At 45.6% G+C, this 20,051-nt stretch carries 23 protein-coding genes; 4 read left to right on the plus strand and 19 right to left on the minus strand.

All coding sequences use genetic code 11. The features are described from left to right. Positions 1–7: 7 nt before the first annotated feature. Genes H3V12_RS05285 through aroC form a run of 3 tightly spaced genes read right to left on the minus strand, consistent with a single transcriptional unit; the run spans position 8 to position 2,490 of the window. On the minus strand, positions 8–265 hold the full coding sequence (locus tag H3V12_RS05285; protein ID WP_075870161.1) for an exodeoxyribonuclease VII small subunit: 258 nt from the start codon (positions 263–265) through the stop codon (positions 8–10). Positions 266–272: 7 nt separating this feature from the next. Beyond that, entirely contained in the window at positions 273–1,385 is a 1,113-nt protein-coding gene (ribB, locus tag H3V12_RS05290) for a 3,4-dihydroxy-2-butanone-4-phosphate synthase (protein ID WP_198213315.1), read from the minus strand. A gap of 10 nt (positions 1,386–1,395) precedes the next feature. After that, positions 1,396–2,490, minus strand: coding sequence for a chorismate synthase (aroC, locus tag H3V12_RS05295; RefSeq protein ID WP_198213324.1), 1,095 nt, complete (start codon positions 2,488–2,490; stop codon positions 1,396–1,398). 299 nt (positions 2,491–2,789) lie between these two features. Between aroC and H3V12_RS05300 the strand changes: the two genes are divergently transcribed. After that, a complete protein-coding gene (locus H3V12_RS05300; protein WP_198213327.1) occupies positions 2,790–3,044 on the plus strand; it encodes a DUF1344 domain-containing protein in 255 nt (84 codons plus the stop codon). A gap of 98 nt (positions 3,045–3,142) precedes the next feature. Here the strand turns inward: H3V12_RS05300 and H3V12_RS05305 are convergent, their stop codons facing one another. The 5 genes from H3V12_RS05305 to H3V12_RS05325 all read right to left on the minus strand — a co-directional run bounded on the left by H3V12_RS05305 (position 3,143) and on the right by H3V12_RS05325 (position 7,249). Then, complete coding sequence (locus H3V12_RS05305; RefSeq protein WP_075870165.1) at positions 3,143–3,736, minus strand: histidine phosphatase family protein; 594 nt, start codon at positions 3,734–3,736, stop codon at positions 3,143–3,145. A 4-nt stretch (positions 3,737–3,740) separates the two neighbouring features. Then, on the minus strand, positions 3,741–4,559 hold the full coding sequence (fabI, locus tag H3V12_RS05310; RefSeq protein WP_075870166.1) for an enoyl-ACP reductase FabI: 819 nt from the start codon (positions 4,557–4,559) through the stop codon (positions 3,741–3,743). 570 nt (positions 4,560–5,129) lie between these two features. After that, entirely contained in the window at positions 5,130–5,594 is a 465-nt protein-coding gene (locus H3V12_RS05315) for a copper chaperone PCu(A)C (RefSeq protein ID WP_198213329.1), read from the minus strand. Positions 5,595–5,650: 56 nt separating this feature from the next. Beyond that, complete coding sequence (locus H3V12_RS05320) at positions 5,651–6,601, minus strand: J domain-containing protein (RefSeq protein WP_198213332.1); 951 nt, start codon at positions 6,599–6,601, stop codon at positions 5,651–5,653. Between the two features lie 174 nt (positions 6,602–6,775). After that, the gene (locus H3V12_RS05325) at positions 6,776–7,249 is read right to left on the minus strand and encodes an RT0821/Lpp0805 family surface protein (protein WP_198213334.1); all 474 of its coding nucleotides are present in this window, start codon (positions 7,247–7,249) and stop codon (positions 6,776–6,778) included. A 76-nt stretch (positions 7,250–7,325) separates the two neighbouring features. Between H3V12_RS05325 and pdxH the strand changes: the two genes are divergently transcribed. Continuing rightward, on the plus strand, positions 7,326–7,949 hold the full coding sequence (gene pdxH / locus H3V12_RS05330) for a pyridoxamine 5'-phosphate oxidase (protein ID WP_075914840.1): 624 nt from the start codon (positions 7,326–7,328) through the stop codon (positions 7,947–7,949). A 90-nt stretch (positions 7,950–8,039) separates the two neighbouring features. Here pdxH and ubiA read toward each other — a convergent pair whose 3' ends face one another. Further along, the gene (ubiA, locus tag H3V12_RS05335) at positions 8,040–9,059 is read right to left on the minus strand and encodes a 4-hydroxybenzoate octaprenyltransferase (protein ID WP_198213336.1); all 1,020 of its coding nucleotides are present in this window, start codon (positions 9,057–9,059) and stop codon (positions 8,040–8,042) included. 92 nt (positions 9,060–9,151) lie between these two features. On the opposite strand from ubiA, the gene purD reads away from it, so the two are divergent. After that, positions 9,152–10,438 (plus strand): phosphoribosylamine--glycine ligase, encoded by a 1,287-nt coding sequence (purD, locus tag H3V12_RS05340; protein WP_198213338.1) that lies wholly within the window; start codon positions 9,152–9,154, stop codon positions 10,436–10,438. Positions 10,439–10,855: 417 nt separating this feature from the next. On the opposite strand, the gene H3V12_RS05345 is transcribed toward purD, so the two are convergent. From H3V12_RS05345 to H3V12_RS05370, 6 genes are all read right to left on the minus strand, one after another. After that, positions 10,856–11,398 (minus strand): YcxB family protein, encoded by a 543-nt coding sequence (locus H3V12_RS05345; protein WP_075870172.1) that lies wholly within the window; start codon positions 11,396–11,398, stop codon positions 10,856–10,858. Between the two features lie 345 nt (positions 11,399–11,743). Then, complete coding sequence (locus H3V12_RS05350; RefSeq protein WP_075870173.1) at positions 11,744–12,280, minus strand: DUF6101 family protein; 537 nt, start codon at positions 12,278–12,280, stop codon at positions 11,744–11,746. 152 nt (positions 12,281–12,432) lie between these two features. After that, entirely contained in the window at positions 12,433–13,842 is a 1,410-nt protein-coding gene (locus tag H3V12_RS05355; protein WP_198213340.1) for an FAD-binding oxidoreductase, read from the minus strand. A 4-nt stretch (positions 13,843–13,846) separates the two neighbouring features. Next, entirely contained in the window at positions 13,847–14,806 is a 960-nt protein-coding gene (locus tag H3V12_RS05360) for an L-threonylcarbamoyladenylate synthase (protein ID WP_198213834.1), read from the minus strand. Positions 14,807–14,818: 12 nt separating this feature from the next. Beyond that, a complete protein-coding gene (locus H3V12_RS05365; protein WP_198213342.1) occupies positions 14,819–15,475 on the minus strand; it encodes a ribonuclease HII in 657 nt (218 codons plus the stop codon). Positions 15,476–15,546: 71 nt separating this feature from the next. Further along, positions 15,547–16,746: a PA0069 family radical SAM protein gene (locus tag H3V12_RS05370; RefSeq protein WP_198213344.1), complete on the minus strand. Its 1,200-nt coding sequence runs from the start codon at positions 16,744–16,746 to the stop codon at positions 15,547–15,549. 85 nt (positions 16,747–16,831) lie between these two features. Between H3V12_RS05370 and H3V12_RS05375 the strand changes: the two genes are divergently transcribed. Then, on the plus strand, positions 16,832–17,341 hold the full coding sequence (locus tag H3V12_RS05375; RefSeq protein ID WP_198213346.1) for a hypothetical protein: 510 nt from the start codon (positions 16,832–16,834) through the stop codon (positions 17,339–17,341). Between the two features lie 66 nt (positions 17,342–17,407). Here the strand turns inward: H3V12_RS05375 and moaB are convergent, their stop codons facing one another. From moaB to H3V12_RS05395, 4 genes are all read right to left on the minus strand, one after another. Beyond that, complete coding sequence (gene moaB / locus H3V12_RS05380) at positions 17,408–17,938, minus strand: molybdenum cofactor biosynthesis protein B (RefSeq protein WP_078039214.1); 531 nt, start codon at positions 17,936–17,938, stop codon at positions 17,408–17,410. 15 nt (positions 17,939–17,953) lie between these two features. Beyond that, a complete protein-coding gene (locus H3V12_RS05385; protein WP_198213348.1) occupies positions 17,954–18,853 on the minus strand; it encodes a 4-(cytidine 5'-diphospho)-2-C-methyl-D-erythritol kinase in 900 nt (299 codons plus the stop codon). Between the two features lie 2 nt (positions 18,854–18,855). Then, positions 18,856–19,041 (minus strand): hypothetical protein, encoded by a 186-nt coding sequence (locus H3V12_RS05390; protein ID WP_077970738.1) that lies wholly within the window; start codon positions 19,039–19,041, stop codon positions 18,856–18,858. 98 nt (positions 19,042–19,139) lie between these two features. Continuing rightward, positions 19,140–19,988, minus strand: coding sequence for a S49 family peptidase (locus tag H3V12_RS05395; protein WP_246787484.1), 849 nt, complete (start codon positions 19,986–19,988; stop codon positions 19,140–19,142). Between the last annotated feature and the right edge of the window lie 63 nt (positions 19,989–20,051).

The raw sequence follows: 20,051 nt of genomic DNA on the forward strand, positions 1-20,051 counted from the left end.
ATTCCGCTTATTGTTCAGCATCAAGCGGTTCCAGCCCTTCCGGCTCTCCCTCGCGCGACAAGCGAATTTTATCAACTTTGTTTTCGGCTTCTTTCAAAAGCTTGTCACAATGTTTTTTCAAAGCTTCTCCACGCTCGTATATACGAATTGTCTCATCAAGCGCGACATCGCCGCGCTCGAGTTTTTCAACAATTTCTTCCAACGCGCCGAGTGCCTTCTCGAAACTCATTTGAGAAACATCGGCATTTTCTTTTTGTTCTGCCATTCGAGCCTCACAAAATATCTGTTTTTTCTATATGGATACCAAAACCTTCAAGGCCAACATAATGACGCTCGCGCGAGGCATAAAGAATAACCGAGGTAATACCGAGGCTTTTGAGAATCTGCGCTCCTAGACCGATCTGGCGCCATTCTTCCTCACGTTCGACCGCCTGTTCGTGTGTCTCAAGCCCTTCCATAGCCATTTCGCGATCGCGATTCTCATCGGCACTACCAACACCGACAGACCCGGCTCTGAGATAGACAAAAACACCGCGCTTTTCCGTTTCGGCCATCCGCCGCAACACAGCTTCAATCTCGTGCTTCTTGCCAAAGACATCGGCGACAACATTTTCCCGTTGCAGACGAACGGGAATATTTTCGCCGTCACGGATATCGCCAAAAACAACAGCAACATGTTGCATCGGCTCCCACGGCAATTGATAGCTATGGGCTATAGCTGGTCCGATGAGTGTATCGACTTTCATCTCGTCAACATGCTCGATGAGCGTTTCCTTGCGTTGCCGATAAGCGATAAGATCGGCTACGGTCACGACATGAAGATTATGTTCTTCGGCAAACTTTCTTACTTCCGGACCATGTTTGACTGTTCCATCATCATTCATGAGTTCGCCGATCACACCAACCGGGGGAAGATTTGCAAGCTTGCATAAATCAACAGCCGCTTCTGTGTGGCCGGAACGCATCAATACGCCGCCTTCACGGGCAATAAGCGGGAATACGTGACCCGGACGACTGAAATCGGACGCACTGGCGTTCGGATTTGCGAGGTTCCTCACTGTCAATGTCCGATCCTCGGCAGAAATTCCAGTCGTCGTACCATGCAGAAAATCGACTGTCACAGTAAAAGCCGTATGATGGGCTGAATCATTATTTGAAACCATAGGTGCGAGATTGAGACGTTTTGCTTCCTCGCCTGTCATCGGTGCACAAATAATTCCGGAAGTATTGCGCACAATAAATGCCATTTTTTCAGGTGTGCAGTGAACAGCGGCAACAATAAGGTCACCCTCGTTTTCACGGCCGTTATCATCAGTAACCGCAACGATTTCACCGCGTTCGAATGCTCTTATAGCGTCCACGACCGATTTCTGGTTGAATGTCATAATAGTCCTTTCAGATCCGGCCTGTCTGGCCGCGATGTCTAAGATAATGGTCGGCAATGGCACAAGCCACCATCGCTTCCCCTACAGGTACAGCTCGTATTCCAACACAAGGATCGTGGCGCCCTTTTGTCACCACATCAACATTATTTCCGTCAACATCCACCGAACGGCGCGGCGTCAATATCGATGATGTCGGTTTGACGGCAAAACGCGCAACGACCGGTTCGCCGTTGGAAATACCTCCCAAAATACCACCGGCATGATTGCTCAAAAAAACCGGTCTTCCATTTTCCCCATGCCGCATTTCGTCGGCATTTTCTTCGCCTGTCAAGCGGGCGGCATTAAATCCTTCACCGATTTCAACGGCCTTGACTGCATTGATCGACATGAGAAAGGATGCGATATCCTGATCAAGTTTCCCGTAAACCGGAGCGCCAAGCCCGGCAGGCACATTGTCTGCAACAATTTCCACCATAGCACCGATTGACGAACCTTTTTTACGAATTTGATCAAGATAAGTTGCGAATTTTTCAGCGGCTACCTTGTCGGGAGTAAAAAACGGATTGTTATTAACCTCGTTCCAATCCCAACGGGAGCGGTCAATATCGATTTCGCCAATAGCAATCACTGCACCACGCACACGAAGATTCGGAACAACTTTTCGGGCTATTGCACCGGCAGCAACGCGGGCTGCAGTCTCACGTGCCGAAGAACGTCCCCCGCCACGATAATCGCGAATACCATATTTGACATCATAAGTATAATCGGCGTGTCCAGGACGATATTCACGGGCAATATTACCATAATCTTTCGAACGCTGGTCGGTGTTCTCGATCATCATAGAAATCGGCGTTCCAGTGGTGATCAATTGCTTTCCCTCGTCACAAGGTAACACCCCCGACAATATTTTGACCTCATCGGCTTCACGACGCTGGGTCGTGTAGCGGGATTGTCCGGGTTTGCGCTTGTCAAGATAAGCTTGCACTTCCGCCACCGAGAATTTTATCCCCGGAGGGCAACCATCAATAACGCAGCCCAATGCCGGTCCGTGGCTTTCGCCCCATGTTGTAACGCGGAAGAGTTTACCGAATGTATTATATGACATAAAAACGCCAATCCAACTTTGCGAACCTTTTTGTTCTATTAAGCTTTTTGTTTCCGGTCAAACAGTTGAGAGCCAAGATTGAAACAATTTTGTTCGATTAAGGGATTTTACCCATATTTCATGCAAGTTTTTCAACAATACACTCCAGCATGACTTCCGGGCATTTTTAAAAGAAATACGTGGTGCTATTCTGCATATTCCATTTATGGTTGACCTATGGCTATGGTTTCGACACAATCCCTCGTCATCAATCCATACTGATTTGAAATTTTATAATAGACAATTTTGAAAGGCTCACTATGAAAAAACTGGTTTTTGCGGGGATCCTAGCTACATTTCTTTTTCCAGCCTTAGCCCTTGCCGACGACGTCAAAGGGACGATAACTGCCATTGATCAGGATAATAACACCATAGTACTCGACAATGGAAAAACCTACAGTTTACCAGGCGAATTCGATTATTCTGTTTTGAATGAGGGCATGAAGGTTATCGTGTTTTACGATACAGAGGGTGATAACCGCTATGTCACGGATATCGAGCCACAAGAAGGCTGATTATCTTTTTCATGACACTGTTATAAATTAAAAAAAGACACACCAGATCCAACTCGTGAATTTGGTGTGTCATCAATTATTGAGAATTTGAACTTGGCTCAGAGCCATTCCAGTCCGTTTTCATCAAATCGCAAAATACGATCCTGATCGACCATAAAGTTGGCAGCTTCCGCTTCGCTCAATCCACCGTAAATATGCATAATTGAACGCAGGCACCCGCCATGGGTGACACAAACTGTATCGCCTTCAACCTTTTCGACCCAGTCTTTTACACGCTTGGCAAGCATGGCATAACTTTCTGCCTTTTCACCGGGTGGCAAAAAATTCCACTTGTCGGCAACACGGGCAGCAATGAGTTCAGGGTGGACTTTGGCAATATCATCCTCGGTAGTACCCTGCCAATCACCGAAATGCATCTCCATCAATTGCGGATCTGTGCGATAGCCACGAATATCGAGCCCCATTTCCCCGCGGATAATTTCCATAGTTTCGCGGGTGCGACGCAACGGGCTTGCAACAAAATCAAATCCCTTTGCATCGCCCAACAGTTCTTTCAACAACCGTCCGTTACGGGCAGCTTGTTGGCGGCCATATTCGGTGATATCCCGATCTATCTGGCCTTGAATGCGTTTGGTAATGTTCCAGTCCGTCTGACCGTGACGGGAAAAATAAATAAGTGGACGCTTGGACACTTTATCAATCCTTTACAACAGAAATATCCGGTGCATCGACTGCTTTCATGCCAATGACATGATAACCGGCATCAACATGGTGAACTTCGCCAGTTACCGAACGGGACAAATCCGAAAGAAGATAAAGCGCTGAATCACCAACCTCATCAATTGTAACCGTCCGACGAAGAGGCGCGTTATATTCATTCCATTTGAGAATATACCGGAAGTCACCGATACCCGAAGCAGCCAATGTCTTGATCGGGCCAGCCGACACAGCATTGACACGAATTTTCTTAGGCCCAAGGTCGACCGCAAGATATTTGACACTTGCTTCAAGAGCAGCCTTGGCAACACCCATAACATTATAATTCGGCATGACCTTTTCCGAGCCATAATAGGTCAATGTCAAAATCGAACCGCCGTCGGGCATCAGTTTTTCTGCCCGCTGGGTAACTGCTGTAAGGGAATAGACAGAAATATTCATTGTCATGTTGAAGTTTGCTTCCGATGTATCAACATAACGTCCTGTCAATTCATCCTTGTCGGAAAAGCCGATTGCATGAACGAGAAAGTCGATTTTTCCCCATTTCTGTTTTACCGCATCGAATGCTGCGTCAATTGATGCCGCATCTGTTACATCACAATGGCCACAAACAAATCCGCCGACCTCTTCTGCAAGCGGTACAACACGTTTTTTCAGTGCTTCCCCCTGATAGGTAAAAGCAAGTTCCGCACCTGCTTTGTGTGCAGCTTTTGCGATACCCCATGCAATTGAATGATTATTTGCAAGCCCGAGAATTAAACCGCGCTTGCCACGCAACAAACCGTTACTGTCACCCATTGGTATTGCCTCATAATTGCTTGATATCAGTTTTCGCTTTTTGCCCTATGACATAGCTCGCACGTTTCTTCAAGTAATTGGTGCAATTTGTCGGTTAAAACCTTTAATTATGCAACGCTAACATAGAAAAGCTGTGAAAAGCAGTCCGTTTTTTCGTTCGTGACGAATAGATTCCAGCATTCGCTAAGGTCAGTCTATTTGAACCGGCGTCCATTCCGGCAAACCCATCAATGCGATTGTAACAAAGTTTTTGCTAGAATTAAAACCGGCGGTTCCAATTGAACAATCGAAAACAGCAGCGCATTGGAGTGAAATAAAAAAAACAGTGTTTTTGATAGGCAATCGTTGGTTTAGTAATCCTTTGCGCTTTCCTTATCGTGACAAATAAATGCGACCGATACCCTAAAGACACGTAAAAAGCCCTGATACAGAAACACGCGATTGGTATTCTTTACTATTTTCAAAGTGTTTTGGTACGATGGATAAGCAGGCCTTTAGAAAGGTGCGCCCCGTCAAATCAGGAAGCGCGCCCGACAAGCTGTAAGAATTATAAAGTGAAGATACCGGCAATCAAGGATTATCAGGTTTATCGTCCGGCGTTTCTATTGTGAAGTTGATTTTTACGTCACCATTTTTTTCAAAATGCAAAACAGCCGGAATCATTTCACCTTCACGTAACTCATCCTGACAATTGAAAAACATAAAATGATAGTCACCCGGCTTTAATTCGAGATAACCGTTTGGCTCGATCGTGAGAGGCTCCGCGAGTTTTTGCATCTTGACCTTGCCATATTGTCTAATCGTCTCGTGAATCACCACGTGATCGGAAATATCCGCGCTGATTGATAACAAGCGATCTTCATTGAAGCCTCCATTATGGATAAGAGCATATCCTTCTGCACGATTCTCACCTGTATCGGATTTTTGTACCCACGGGCTTTCGACAGTAATATCGCCTTTGGTAAAATTTTCACCTAATGCCGATGAACAAAAAACCGGCAGTAGCAAAAAAGCGAGACAAAAATTGATCTTCATGACAATCCTCTATCCCGCTTTTATTCCTGTATGTTGCCTTCATCAATCTGCGTTTTTCATGATTGCAATTTCATGAATTGTTCAAGTCCGGCATCTCCACCTTCCGGCAGCATAATGCGTACATGAACATAAAGGTCGTCCCGTCCACCTGTTTTTAATGGCAAACCCCGCCCCTTCAACCGTAATACCTTATCGGAACTTGACCATGCAGGGATCGTCAACATGATACGCCCGTCAAGCGTATCAACAGGCTTTTTAGCGCCCAAAACTGCATCTTTAAGAGATACCGGTAAATCAAGATGAAGTGCTCTTCCTTCAACGTGAATGTGGGGATGAGGTTTGATGTGAATTGTCACCAACGCATCTCCTGCACGACCGTAAGGAATGCTTTCTCCCTGACCTTTCAAACGAATTGTTTGTCCATCCTCGACATAATCGGGAAGCTTGATTTTAAGTTTTTTGCCATTAGGGAAAATAGCTTCAACCTTTTCGGCACCAACGAGCTGTTCCAGCGTTACGTCCAGGCTTGCGTGAATATCAGCCCCCTGTTGGGGAGCTTGAGCACGGCTGCGGCTGCCAAAGCCGGAAAAACCGCCACCTCGATTGGCACCGGTTCCTGCACCGAAAAGATCGCGAAAAATATCGCTCGCGTCAAAGCCACCTTTGCCGCCGCCTGAACGGAATTCGAAATGGCTGGTACCATTACCGAATGGATTGCCGCGGCCACCAAAGCCTTGCGCTCCGCCAAAGCCCTGACCACCACCGGCAAAGCCTTGAAAAACAGGCTTGCCTTCGGCATCAATTTCGCCACGATCAAATTTTTCTTTCTTTTCCTTATCCCCCAGAATTTCATAGGCCTGATTGACCTCGGCAAATTTGTCCTGAGCAGTCTTATCGCCCTTGTGAAGATCGGGGTGATATTGTTTTGCCAGCTTTCTGAATGCAGACTTAATCTCTTGCGGTTTGGCAGTGCGCGCCACACCCAGAACCGTATAGGGATCACGCATATTTATCCTCTTTCCAGCCGAAAAAAGGGCATTCCCTCAAGACGGCTTTATAAAAAATCTGTTCCACCTCGAAGGGCAGAAAAATATCTAATTCTCTATATGCCTATGAAACAGCAAAAATACCAGATCATTAAATGTTTTTTTAAGCGTTTTTGAATGACCCGATTATGAACTTCAATGCACCACATCAAAGGCTGTCATTGTCCAGACATCGGGAGCGACTTCACAAAGTTCACCATGATAGAGATTTTCACCATCGAAGGCTGAACGGGTCGCTTTGAATTTGCGGCACTTGCGCCCTTTATCCGAATTTTCGACAATGGCACTGATCGTCCCTTCGCTTCCGGTTATGGTATTATCCCATTTCAATTCTTTGTCCGAGGTCTTCAAATTTTCGATCACTCTGATCTCGTCGCGTATGACGAGTTCATCAGACTGTAAAATAGGATCAGTCGTGAGTGGCGTTGATTGAGAAGGAATAGAGCCGGTTACAAGCGAAGCATCAACATTATTTTCCGTTGGTGCAGCTGCTGAAGCCATATTATCAAGTTTATCACCCGATATGATACAGCCTTGCATTGGCAATATGATCGTGACACAAATAACAAAACGACCAAGCCGGCTTTTCAAGTTAAAAAAAGCTTCCATAGTTCACTTTTTTCTGTGTCGGCCAGGTAGTTTGACAACACACTATAATACGCAAAACACATAATTCAGGTGCATTATGACAGATGAAACGTTAACAACTGGTGACTTTGTTGAAGCAAATGAACCTTTCGCACTTTTCACGACATGGATGGATGACGCGACAAAAAGCGAAATTAACGACCCGAATGCCATGGCACTTGCTACAGTGGATCCGACGGGTCTTCCAGATGTGCGTATGGTGCTTTTGAAAGCTTTTGGTGCGGACGGTTTTGTCTTTTACACCAATTATGAAAGCAACAAGGGACGAGAAATCCTTTCTTCCATGAAAGCGGCTTTATGTTTTCACTGGAAATCCTTGCGCAGGCAAGTAAGAGTGCGTGGACTGGTTGAAAAGGTAAGTGATGAAGAAGCTGATGCCTATTATCAATCACGCGCACGTGGAAGCCGTATCGGCGCATGGGCTTCCAAACAGTCACGCCCGTTGGAAAGTCGCTTTGCGCTGGAAAAAGCCGTTGCCGAATACACTGCAAAATATGCAATCGGCAATATTCCGCGCCCTCCTTATTGGTCCGGCTTCAGAATCAAACCACTTTCAATCGAATTCTGGCATGACAGGCCGTTCAGACTTCACGACCGCGTGGTTTTTTCACGTCCTTCCCCCGATGCAAAATCATGGGAAAAACACCGCCTCTATCCTTGAGAGGCGTCGTTATCGGCAACATTTTCCGGCAAGCCGGGCAGTTTTAAAGCCGGCTTTAAAAAAGTCGGCTTCAATTATGGGCGACGGTTGTCACTGGAAATAACGTGTCGCCGCACCGAGTACGAGACCGAGAAAGATCAAACAGCCGACTGTCGAATTCGATTTAAATAACCTCAGACACTCACTATTATTGTCGATGTCGATCGTAATTATCTGGTAAAACATGTGTATTGCGGCAAGTAAAAGGCCAAGATAGGCAAAGGCAGGAACACCAGCCAGAAGAAATGCAATGAGGCTTAATACGAGAAACCCGCTATAAAGAAAAACAAGCGCGGATTTGGTTTTTTCCCCAAAAAGCCGTGCTGTCGAGTGCACTCCGACAATTGCATCATCTTCCTTATCCTGATGGGCATAGATTGTGTCATAGCCGATTGTCCATAAGACCGAGCCGAAATAAAGGCTCAAGGGTGCAAAATCAAGACGACCGTAAATTGTCGCCCACCCCATCAACGCTCCCCAATTGAAGGCAAGACCTAAAAAGAACTGCGGCCAGTCGGTCACACGTTTCATGAACGGGTAAATCGCAACAACAACAAGCGATGAAATGCCCAGAATAATGCTGAAAAGATTGAATTCAACAAGCACGATAAGCCCGACCAGGCATTGCAACCCCATAAAGATTTTGGCCTGTAAACGGCTGACCTGCCCCGATGGCAAAGGCCTTGAACGAGTACGCTCGACTTTGTTATCGATTTTCTGGTCAACAAGATCGTTCCAGGTGCACCCTGCACCCCGCATGGCAACAGCACCGATAAAGAAAAGAAAAAGATACCATATTGCCAAGGCAACCGGATATGGATGCGTTTCGGAAGAAAAGCCCTTTGCATCCATTGCCAAAATTAGAGACCAGAAACACGGCCACATCAGAAGTTTCCAACCGATTGGTCGGTCCCAGCGTGCCAATTGGGCGTAAGGCCAAAGGGAACGCGGCAACAAGCGATAAACCCAATGGCCTGACGGTGCGTCGAAGACACGCCCTCTCACGCCTTGTTGTTGAAGCGTTTCATCGGCTCTCAAGCTGTCGGGAACAATATTTTTGTTGTTTACCATTTACGAGCGCACACCTTTTACCTTGAAGCTAAAGCATTTCATTTCTATGACAAGAGCAAGGGTTTTAACATCTTCTTCAATAGGAGCAAGCAATGAACGTTCTTCTCATTGGTTCAGGTGGACGCGAACATGCATTGGCATATAAAATTTCGTCATCCCCACTTCTTGGAAAGCTCTTTTGTGCTCCGGGTAATCCGGGCACTCTTGAATTGGGAGATAATGTTGATCTTGATGCAAAAAACCATAAAGCTGTCGTCGAATTTTGCAAGAAAAATTCGGTAGAACTCGTGGTTGTCGGGCCGGAAGCGCCACTTGTCGATGGCCTTGCAGATGCTCTACGCAAAGCTATGATTCCGGTTGTAGGACCAAATAAACGAGCAGCGAGGCTTGAAGGCTCGAAAGGTTTTACAAAAGATTTATGCGCCAAATACAATATTCCGACCGGTGGCTATCAGCGTTTTGATAATGCTGAAAAAGCCAGGGACTATATTGAAAAGAAAGGTGCACCTATCGTCATTAAAGCCGATGGTTTGGCTGCCGGTAAAGGTGTCACCGTTGCAACCACAATCGAAGAAGCATTCCGCGCCGTCGATGCCTGCTTTGAAGGGGCATTCGGAAAAGCCGGAATTGAAATTGTTGTGGAAGAATTTCTTGAGGGTGAAGAAGCAAGTTTCTTTTGCCTTTGTGATGGTAAAACTGCCATTCCTTTTGGCTCTGCACAAGATCACAAACGCGTCTTTGATGGTGATAAAGGTGCCAATACCGGTGGCATGGGTGCCTATTCACCGGCACCTGTCATGACCGATGAAATGACAAAGCGGGTTATGAAAGAGATTGTCGAACCGACGATGCATGGAATGGCCGATCTTGGTTGCCCGTTTATTGGCGTTCTGTTTGTAGGCTTGATAATTACAAAAAGAGGCCCGGAACTTATTGAATTCAATGTCCGCTTCGGCGACCCTGAATGTCAGGTTCTGATGATGCGGTTAAAAAGCGATTTGCTGCCTGTCCTTTATTCTGTTGCAAAAGGAAATCTTGAAGGTGTCACACTCGACTGGAACACCGACAAAGCTTTGACTGTGGTTATGGCCTCTAAAGGTTATCCGGAAGCGCCGAAGCGTGGAAGCGTTATTTCAGGTATAGAAAAAGCGGATAAACTGCCGGACGTCAAAGTTTTCCACGCCGGGACTGCATTGAAAGACGGAAAGGTCATAGCCAATGGCGGAAGAGTGCTTGATGTTACAGCAACAGGAAAAACTGTAAAACAGGCACAACAGAAAGCCTATCAAGCAATAAAATTGATTGATTGGCCCGAAGGCTTTTATCGCCATGACATCGGCTGGCGTGCCATTGAACGGGAAGAAGCCGATGCAAACTGAAATTTCAGCACTTGGCATGCGATGGGTCCGGCATAAATCTGCCGAATAACGGTTTTTCAGCATATCGGAGCGCAGTATGAGACATTGAACGATTGCGCAACTAACCGCAACTTGATCGGGAGAATTGTAGTCCCCGCGATAATTTAAAGGGATACCCGCATTCAAACCTGACCGGATAAAGCGGGTTAAAAAATCGGATACTTGTTTTTCCAAAAAAACATTTCAAAATTCAAGCATATCGGATTTGTCCGCTGCCGACATCAAATCAAAATAATCGCTTTATGCTTGCGCATTTTTTTGCTGACAAGCCCGCCTTTGCCGATAGTTATCAAAAAATGCTGTTCTCGAAATGCTACTCATTGTCATTGTGGCGGCATCTGCCATGTGATTTTGAAGGAGATGTCAAATAAAACACGTCTACTTCTCTTCGGCAGCTATTTCGCGTTTGAAAATAGTCCGCAGATCTTCAAGTTGCTCGTCATTCATAGGCGCTTTCGGCAATACATTGAATTTCTTGGGCGATATATAAAGTGCAATAAACGTCGGATATTCTCGCCAGCCGGAAAACAGACGAAACGGGTATGTCCCTCTGATATAAGAGCTCTTTATTGCCACTGCATGATCATCCCATACCCAGCTTTGTTCAAGCCCGATCTGTTTATCATTTTTTACCAATTGTTGGACATGGTGGGGAATGAGAACGCAATAGTTCAACGCCCAGATAGCAATGATAATAGCTGCATAAATGGCCGAGATGCGATAGAGAGAACGCCCCCAATTCTGGTACCAGTCAGAACCGTCAATCATCACAAGAACCGCCGACATCAGAGCAACTGCAATGATCCAGAGCAGGAAAAGACGCATAAATGTTCGTCTTGATAGCGCATGGTCGCGATAATAAGCTTTGAGCGCCTCGATCGCATCCTGCTTTTCAAGTATAAAAACAATCTGCCGCGTCATTCAGTCCTCCGGATATAACCTCCTCGTAAGCTTAACACCGGTTCATTGTCAAATGGCAAAGAAAATTTTTAAAGGAAAATTTTCGGGAATTTTGTTTGCGCGGATAAATACGGATAAAACCGGCTTCCAATTTCGTCAAAAACTCAACAGCTATTTTTTTAAAGCAATATAAGCCCACGTTAAAAATCACGAGCCTTCTGGCCCCGTTCCATCAAAAACACGGACGAAAAAATAAATCTTTCAAGGCTTTTATTTTTTCTCGAAAAACCGGCTTTAAATGCGATCGACCACCAAATCGGAGAAAACAATAAAATAACGGCGTCAATTCTTGTGTGAGCCACAATGTTATCCAAGCATAACCTGATTGTTGATAACCAACCTTATGCCTAAAGAGCACCCGCGGCATCGCAACGAGAAATTCTTCTTTATATGTTCGTGCGATTGTTTTCCGAAAAAATGTTCAAGCGGCGAACGGTCTTTTACAGGAATAGCCGAACCATCGTCGTTGAGAAGAAGCATCGGCAAATCATAAGTATCTGCCCAAAGTCGCCAATCAAGGAGCACATCATCAAGATCGCGCGAAACAAGAAGCGGAATGCACGCTTCATGATTTCGGTGTAACAATTCAAGTGAAACCGCTTTTTGTCCTGAAGAGGTGACAACCGCACGCGCAGCAACACCTCTGAATTGATGGGCGAGCACCAGGCGCGACAATTGCGATGTACCGTTTTCATTTTCGATTTTTAACGCTGCGCCACGCTCGTTCAATGAACAGACAATTGTCTTATCCTGAACGTCGAAAGAAACATATTGTGGCAAATGGCAGGGATCCAGCCTCAGTTCAAGTCCTGCTTTTGCCCGATTAGCCCATTGAGTGGCCATATATTTTGTCCCCAATATCCTCTTCAATTCAACTGGGAACACCTTAGCGACCTTTGTTAATCGGTTTGTTAAAAGGTTAGGTTAAAAAATTATTGGTTTGTTTTTTGGTTATCGAATTACAAACGGCCCTTTAAGCTATTGTTCACCAAGACTTATAGCATTTTACCCGGATTCATGATGTTTTTCGGGTCAAATAGCTGTTTGATCGAACGCATGAGAGAAAGTGCTACCGGAGATTTGAAGGCAACAAGTTCCTTGCGCTTTAATTGTCCGATGCCATGTTCGGCCGAAAATGACCCATTATAGCTCATAACCAATGTATGGATACGGTGATTCATTTCTCCCCAAAGGGAAAGATAGGCTTGCTTGTCGGCACCAACCGGTTGCGAGACATTATAATGCAGGTTTCCATCGCCCATATGACCAAAGCAGACAATGCGGGCACCAGGCGAGATCGTTTCGATAATTTTTGCCGCCTCGCTGATAAAATCGGGAATAGAAGCTATCGGAACCGAAATATCATGTTTGATCGACCCGCCTTCCAATTTTTGCGCTGGTGACATATCTTCGCGAAGCCGCCAGAATTCCTTCTGCTGGCTCACCGACCGGGCAATGGATGCATCTTCTATAACTCCCTGTTGAAGTGCATCTGCCAGAATATCTTCCATCGTATTTGCAGCTTCACCGTCACTATGGGACGAAGACAGATCAAGAAGTACATACCATTCGCTTTCATGCTCAAGTGGTGCATGAGCACCTTTGACGTAGCGCAAAGACATTTCCATTCCAACCTTTGCCATAAGTTCAAAACCGGTAAGCATGGAACCGGCTTTTTTCTGGGCAAGGAGTAGAAGCTCTAACGCTTTTTCCGGACTTTTCATGCCCGCATAAGCAACCGCTTTTCCTTGTGGTTTCGGGAAAAGTTTCATGACGGCAGCTGTTATAATACCAAGCGTTCCTTCTGCTCCGATAAACAAGTCTTTCAAATCATAGCCGCTATTATCTTTTTTGACATAGCGTAAATCATCAAGAATGCGCCCATCCGGCAGGACAACTTCAAGCCCGAGGCAGAGTTCACGCGTGTTGCCATAAGCAAGAACATCCGTGCCTCCGGCATTGGATGAAAGATTGCCCCCGATCTGGCAAGAGCCTTCCGAACCAAGTGATAAAGGAAAAAAGCGCCCCTTTTCATCAACTTTTTCCTGTAATGTATGGAGAACCACTCCGGCTTCGACCAATGCCAGATTACCTTCGAAATCTATCGAGCGGATTCTGTTCAAACGCTCCATCGAAACAATAATCTCATTAGCACTTTCGTCCGGTTGTTGTGCGCCGACAAGACCTGTATTTCCCCCTTGTGGAACAATGGGGGTCAAAGTCTCGCTCGCAAGCTTCATAATTTCCGAAACTTCTTGTGGAGAGGAAGGGCGCAAAACAAGAGGGGTACGCCCGTGATAAAGACCGCGTTGTTCGACAAGATAGGATGAAATCACATCCTGATCCACCAAAGCGTGATTGACACCAACAATTTCTATAAAACGATCAATCAGCTTTTTGTCCATAATCCTATTTCCTTGGTGCGGCTGCGCGTTGAAGCCGGTCATTGATAGCCTCGCCCAAGCCCGTAAACGGTATCGGCTCGACAGCTATACATTTAACATCTTTTCTATCAAGTTCCTTCAAATAATGGAACAGATTGCTGGCCGCCTCCTCAAGATTACCTTTTTCGCTTAAGTTGAGCATTGCCACTGCACTTCCGGCATTTATGGTTTGTTGTTTTCCAAAAGCTAAAAGTGCTTCATCGTTTTTAACATCTTTGGCATCAAGCCTCACAAATGCATTGGGTGCATAATGTGATTTTAACATACCAGGCGCTTCAATGGCTGCTCGCTGGTCTACACGTTCCAGCTTAATTCCTGATATTTTTTCAATTTTTTCAGCTGCAAGCCCGCCCGGACGAAGCAGATAAATATGGTCGCCTACCACTTTGATAATGGTCGATTCAACACCGACACGTGTCGGGCCGCCATCAATGATAAGCGGCACTTTTTCACCAAACATATCGGCAACATCTTTGGCGGATGTGCTACTCAAACGGCCGGAAATATTTGCGCTCGGTGCTGCAACCGGCCGGCCGAGTTCTTTTACTATTGTTGCGAATATACCGACAGGATTGCGAACCGCCAAAGTTTTCAAACCCGCACTGGTAAGCGGGTCTATCGAAGTTTTATTTTTAAGCGGCAAAACGAATGTTAAAGGTCCTGGCCAGAAAGTGTCCATCAGCATTTTCGAAATCTCGTCAATCTCGACAATATCTGCCGCCATATCCATACCGCTGATATGCGCAATAAGCGGGTTGAATTGGGGGCGTCCTTTGGTTTTGAATATATTGGCAACCGCTTTGCCATTTGTTGCGTCTGCCGCAAGTCCGTAGACAGTCTCGGTCGGTAAAGCCACGAGCTCCCCTTTATCAAGATAGGAAACAGCCTTTGAAACAGCGTCTTTTGACGAGGCAATAACAATCATCATACCAATCCTCTAGAACGCCCCCTTGATCGGGGCAAAACTGAAGCGATGCAATCTTTTGACAGGCCCTTCATGTTCTATTGCTGCGCGGTGGAACGCTGTTGCATATCCGGCATGTTTTTCAAAACCGTAAGCAGGATAAACTTTTCCCACCTTTTCCATTAGCCGGTCGCGGGTGACTTTTGCTATAATGGATGCTGCCGCAATAGATTGGGATCGCCCGTCACCTTTAATCAAAGCTTGCGCCGGATATCCAAGATGTGGTGGTATATCCCGCCCGTCAACCAGAACATACTCGGCCTTGACAGAAAGACTGTGCACCGCTCTTCTCATGGCTTCAAGGGCTGCTTTCCTGATATCTGTACGATCTATTTCTGTTGCTGAAAGACTACAAATCGAAACTGCAACGGCTCTGTCAAAAATCAAATCATAGAGTTTAACGCGTTTTTTTGCCGAAAGTTTTTTGGAATCATTTAAGCCATCGGGAATATTGTTCCCGTCAAAAATAACGGCTGCCGTTACGACAGGACCGGCCAATGGGCCACGCCCGACTTCATCCACTCCGGCTATATTCCGGTAGCCTTTTGCAATAAGATGTTCCTCAATCGAATAATCGGGCATTAAAGGAAAATCATCAAATAACGGCAAATCGTTGTTTTTGTGAGACATGGACAATCTAATTGCATTACGAGAGTTTTTGCGCAAGTCCGGCAATTCGAAAACGTTAAGAAAAACGTTCGTCAAATTTTGTCATCAAAAAGAAACGACAATTGCTTTGCTACTTTCAATGGTGGTCTAAAAAGCCCCGTCTCAAGCTTTTGATGGCGTTCATGTAATTCCAGTCTTTGTCGTGCCAGACGAAAACGGTCGGCAACAAGTTTGGCAAACGGCCCCTCGCCGGACATGCGCGTTTTCCAATCCGCATCGTAATCTTTGCCGCCACGCATATCACGGGTTAATTGCATAACCCGCCTGTAACGATCAGGATATTCGCGCAATAGCCAATCTTTAAAGAGCGGAGCAACTTCATAAGGCAGTCTGAGCATGACATAACCGGCGTCAATCACACCGGCCTCTTTCGCTCTCATCAAAACAGTTTCTATTTCGTGGTCGTTTAATCCGGGAATAACCGGCGCCATCATAACGCTTACGGGCACGCCTTTTTTTGTCAATTCTTCGATTGCCCATAGGCGTCGCTCGGGTGTTGCAGCACGCGGTTCCATGAGGCGGGCAAGCTTTCTGTCCAATGTTGTGATGGATAACGCCACGCGGACAAGCTTTCGCTCAGTCATTCTTTCAAGAATATCGCAATCCCTTACAATAAGTGCAGATTTTGTTGTAATGCAAACCGGATGACCGCATTTATCCAATACATTAAGAATTTGCCTCATAATCTGCCATTTTTTTTCAATTGGCTGATAAGGGTCTGTATTGGTTCCGATAGCAATTGGCCGAACCTTATAATCGGGTTTTGATAATTCCCGTTCAAGAAGTTTTGCAGCATCGGGTTTGGCAAATAATTTTGTTTCAAAATCAATCCCTGCCGAGAGCCCCATATAAGAATGGGTGGGGCGCGCAAAACAATAAATACAACCATGTTCGCATCCCCGATATGGATTGATCGAGCGATCAAAGAAAATATCGGGCGAATCATTATGGGTAATAATCGTACGGGCTTTTTCGGTTTCTACAGACGTTTGAAGCGGACAAAGCTGTTCATCCAAATCCCAACCATCATAAAACCGTTCGCCTGACTGTTTCTCGAACCTTCCGGCAGGATTGAGCGCAGCTCCCCTTCCCCTTATTTTTTCTGCCTCTGCATGAAGTAAAGATTGATCAATCAACATTCTTCCGCCATCGGTCGACATCGCGTTGAAAGCCAATCGGTCGGCCTTTGCCATGACATTTGCCAGATGTTGATTGATCACTGCTTTTCCCATTCCCGCGATTTATCACGCTAATTCGAACAAAACAAGAACATAAATTATCGTGCTTTTGCAAGAATAATGCTTTAATTGAAACACTATGGTTAGTGTAATTATTCACGCAAATGAAGATATTGATCCTCTTGCCGATACACTAGCAATGCTTGTATCGGGGAGCGTTTTCGGTCTTGTTAGCGAGGTCATTTTATGGTCGGAAAATCACAGCAATGTCTTGCAGACTGTTGCGAATGATACCGGCTGTCGCTATCTCCCCAAAAGCACACTAGGTGAAGCGATTATGTCGGCAAAAAGCAAATGGTTGCTTTTTCTTACACCAGGTGCACGGTTACTCGACCAATGGCGGGAAATTTTAAGTCGTTATGTAGAGAAGGAGACAAATCCTGCAAGTTTCCGCTCTGTCGATTTATCAAAAACATCTCTCCTGCCCAAATTTTTCAAAAAAACCCGCTTGATGGAATGCGGCTTAGTTGTGTTGAAAGAAAAGCTTATTGACAATGCCGACAATGAAGCAGCGTTAAAGAAAGCGATAAACAGTCTTAGGCCGGTGGTTTTACCGATTCAGATTTTTGTCCCCACGAAACAAAAATAAACGGCTCTTTTGTTTTTTAAAAGAGCCGTTTCCATTAAAAGATTACAAACAAAATCGTTCGTTTTCTTATCGTTCTGTCAAGCGCGGCATAAGCATAACCAGATTATGCGGGCGCTGGCGGCTATCAAGCTCGCCTTTCAATATATTATCCCACGCATCCTTGCAGGCACCGGTTGAACCGGGCAGGCAGAAGACGAATGTTCCATTGATAAGTCCTGCTGTTGCACGCGACTGTATTGTTACCATGCCGATTGTCTCATAGGAAACTTTATGAAACATAGCCGAAAATCCGTCCATCCGCTTGTCAAACAACGGTTCTATTGCTTCCGGTGTAACATCGCGTCCGGTAAAACCGGTGCCACCGGTGGTGATAATAATTTCAACGTCAGGGTCGGCTGCCCAATCAACAATTTTTTTGCGAATTTCAGGAATTTCATCGCGAACAATATCACGTTTCGCCAAATTATGGCCTGCGGATTTGATACGTTCTTCCAGAACATCTCCGGACCGGTCATCGCTAGAATTACGTGTATCCGACACTGACAAAACCGCAATATTGAGCGATTCCATCTTGGCTTTTTCATCAATATGACTCATGATTTTCATTCCTGATTATTCGTTTATTTTACCCGTTGTCTCGACTGCTTTTACAAACCAGTCCGGTTGTTGTGATTTTATCTTTCTTGCCGCCTCTTGCGCTCTCTTGATATTTTCGTAAATGCCGAAACACGTCGCACCTGACCCCGACATACGTGAGAGAAGTGCGCCATTTCCATCAAGTATCCCCAGCACGTCATCAAGCTCTGGTGCAAGCGAGCGCGCACAATCATAAAGATCGTTATGCGTTTTTTTGAGTTCATTCACAAGTGAATGAAGATTTGCCAATTTGTCAAAATTAATATCAAGAGGCAGGCTTTTTTTATTGCCTAGAAGCTTAAAAATTTCCGGTGTCGAAATGGCTTGCCTGTGATTGACAAGCACCATCGGAATTCTACAACAATCAACCGGCTGAAGTTTTTCGCCGATACCCGACACACGAATCGATTGACGATTTAAAAAAGCCGACAGGCACATCGGTACATCGGCACCCAATGTCAAACCGAGTTCAAAAAGCTCTTGATCGGATGCTTCAATTTGCCATTGCTGTTTTAAAAGCACAAAGACACCGGCAGCATCGCCGGAACCACCGCCGATACCGGAAGCAACAGGCAGATTTTTTTCAAGAATGAGCTGACAAGGTTCGGACTTTGATGGAAATTTTTTAACAAAAACATCGCGCGCTCTTGAAACCAGATTGTTCGCATCTGCCGGGAGCGCGACAGATTGAGACCCGACAATGGAAAAACTATTTGTTTTGGCGGGTTTATAAGAGAGAACATCACCCTCAAAGCTGAAACAGACCAGACTATCAAGAAGGTGATAACCATCGTTGCGCTCCCCCACCACATGGAGCGCCAGATTGATTTTAATCGGTGTTACAATTGTTGCGGATTTTGCAACCTTGAAAGGCACGTTTAATCCCGTTCAACGTAATATTCACCCGTTTCGGGATCTTTCACCAATGTACCATTTGCACCTGTGCGGCGTTCATCCTCGGCATGTTTTACACGCAGAGCAACGCGTTCAGATTCGCGCTTGAAAGCACGATAGGCATAAAGTGCGGCTGCACAAATCAGACCATAAATAACTAATCTCAACATTTTCACCTTTCGCTCCCATGTCATTATTTGATAATTAATGAGCGCAAATCAAGTCTTGAAACGACTATCGTTGTATCCTCCTGCAAAAATTTGTCTTTTTAAAGTCCATAGCGCTGCCATAAAGCCCGTTCTTCTGCCGATTGGATAAGACCATCGACAGCCGAAGAGACCAAGCCCGCCGAAATGGCCGGAGTTTTGCGTCCCAGCAAGCTTCTGGAGGCTGAAACAAGACGCATTTTGGCATCGTGACCATAGCGTTGTTTGATCAAAGAACGCAAATCGGAAAGTTCATCAACAAGCCCGAGCTCCTTGCCCTTTTTGCCCGTCCAGAACATGCCGGTAAACAGATTGGGGTCATCAACCAGTTTGGAACCCCGACTTTCCTTTACGAGATTGATGAAGGTTTCATGAATTTCGAGTTGCAGAGCCTTCAAATGATCGACGTCTGCCTTTTTTTCAGGCTGGAACGGATCAAGCGAAACTTTGTTTTTGCCAGCTGTGTAAACACGGCGTTCAACGCCGATTTTTTTGAGCAACTCAGGAAAACCGAATGACGCGGAAACTACGCCGATTGAGCCAACAACCGAAGACGGATCGGCAAAAATTTCATCGCCGGCACAAGCAATCATATAGCCGCCGGATGCAGCAACATCTTCAACAAAAACCAGAACGCGTTTGTGCTTTTCTTCCGCAAGGTCACGAATGCGACGATAAATCAGGCGCGATTGAACAGGAGAGCCACCCGGAGAGTTGAGAGAAATAGCGACAGCCGGCGCTTCTTTGTCGGAAAAAGCTTTTTCCAAAGCATTTGCACAAGAACTCAGTGATAAAGTTTGACGCAAAGGGGAAGAAGCTTCCATAATCATTCCTTGCAACCGCACAACCGGAATTTCAACAGCATTGGAACGAAAACGGCGTGGAATAAAACGTTTAAAAAAGCCTGACAAAGTTTGAACTCCTGATAAGAAAATCTGCTTTTATAGCCTAAAAAACTGCACTACTGTCATTTA

The organism is Bartonella sp. W8167, assembly GCF_016100335.1.
GTDB lineage: Bacteria > Pseudomonadota > Alphaproteobacteria > Rhizobiales > Rhizobiaceae > Bartonella > Bartonella apis.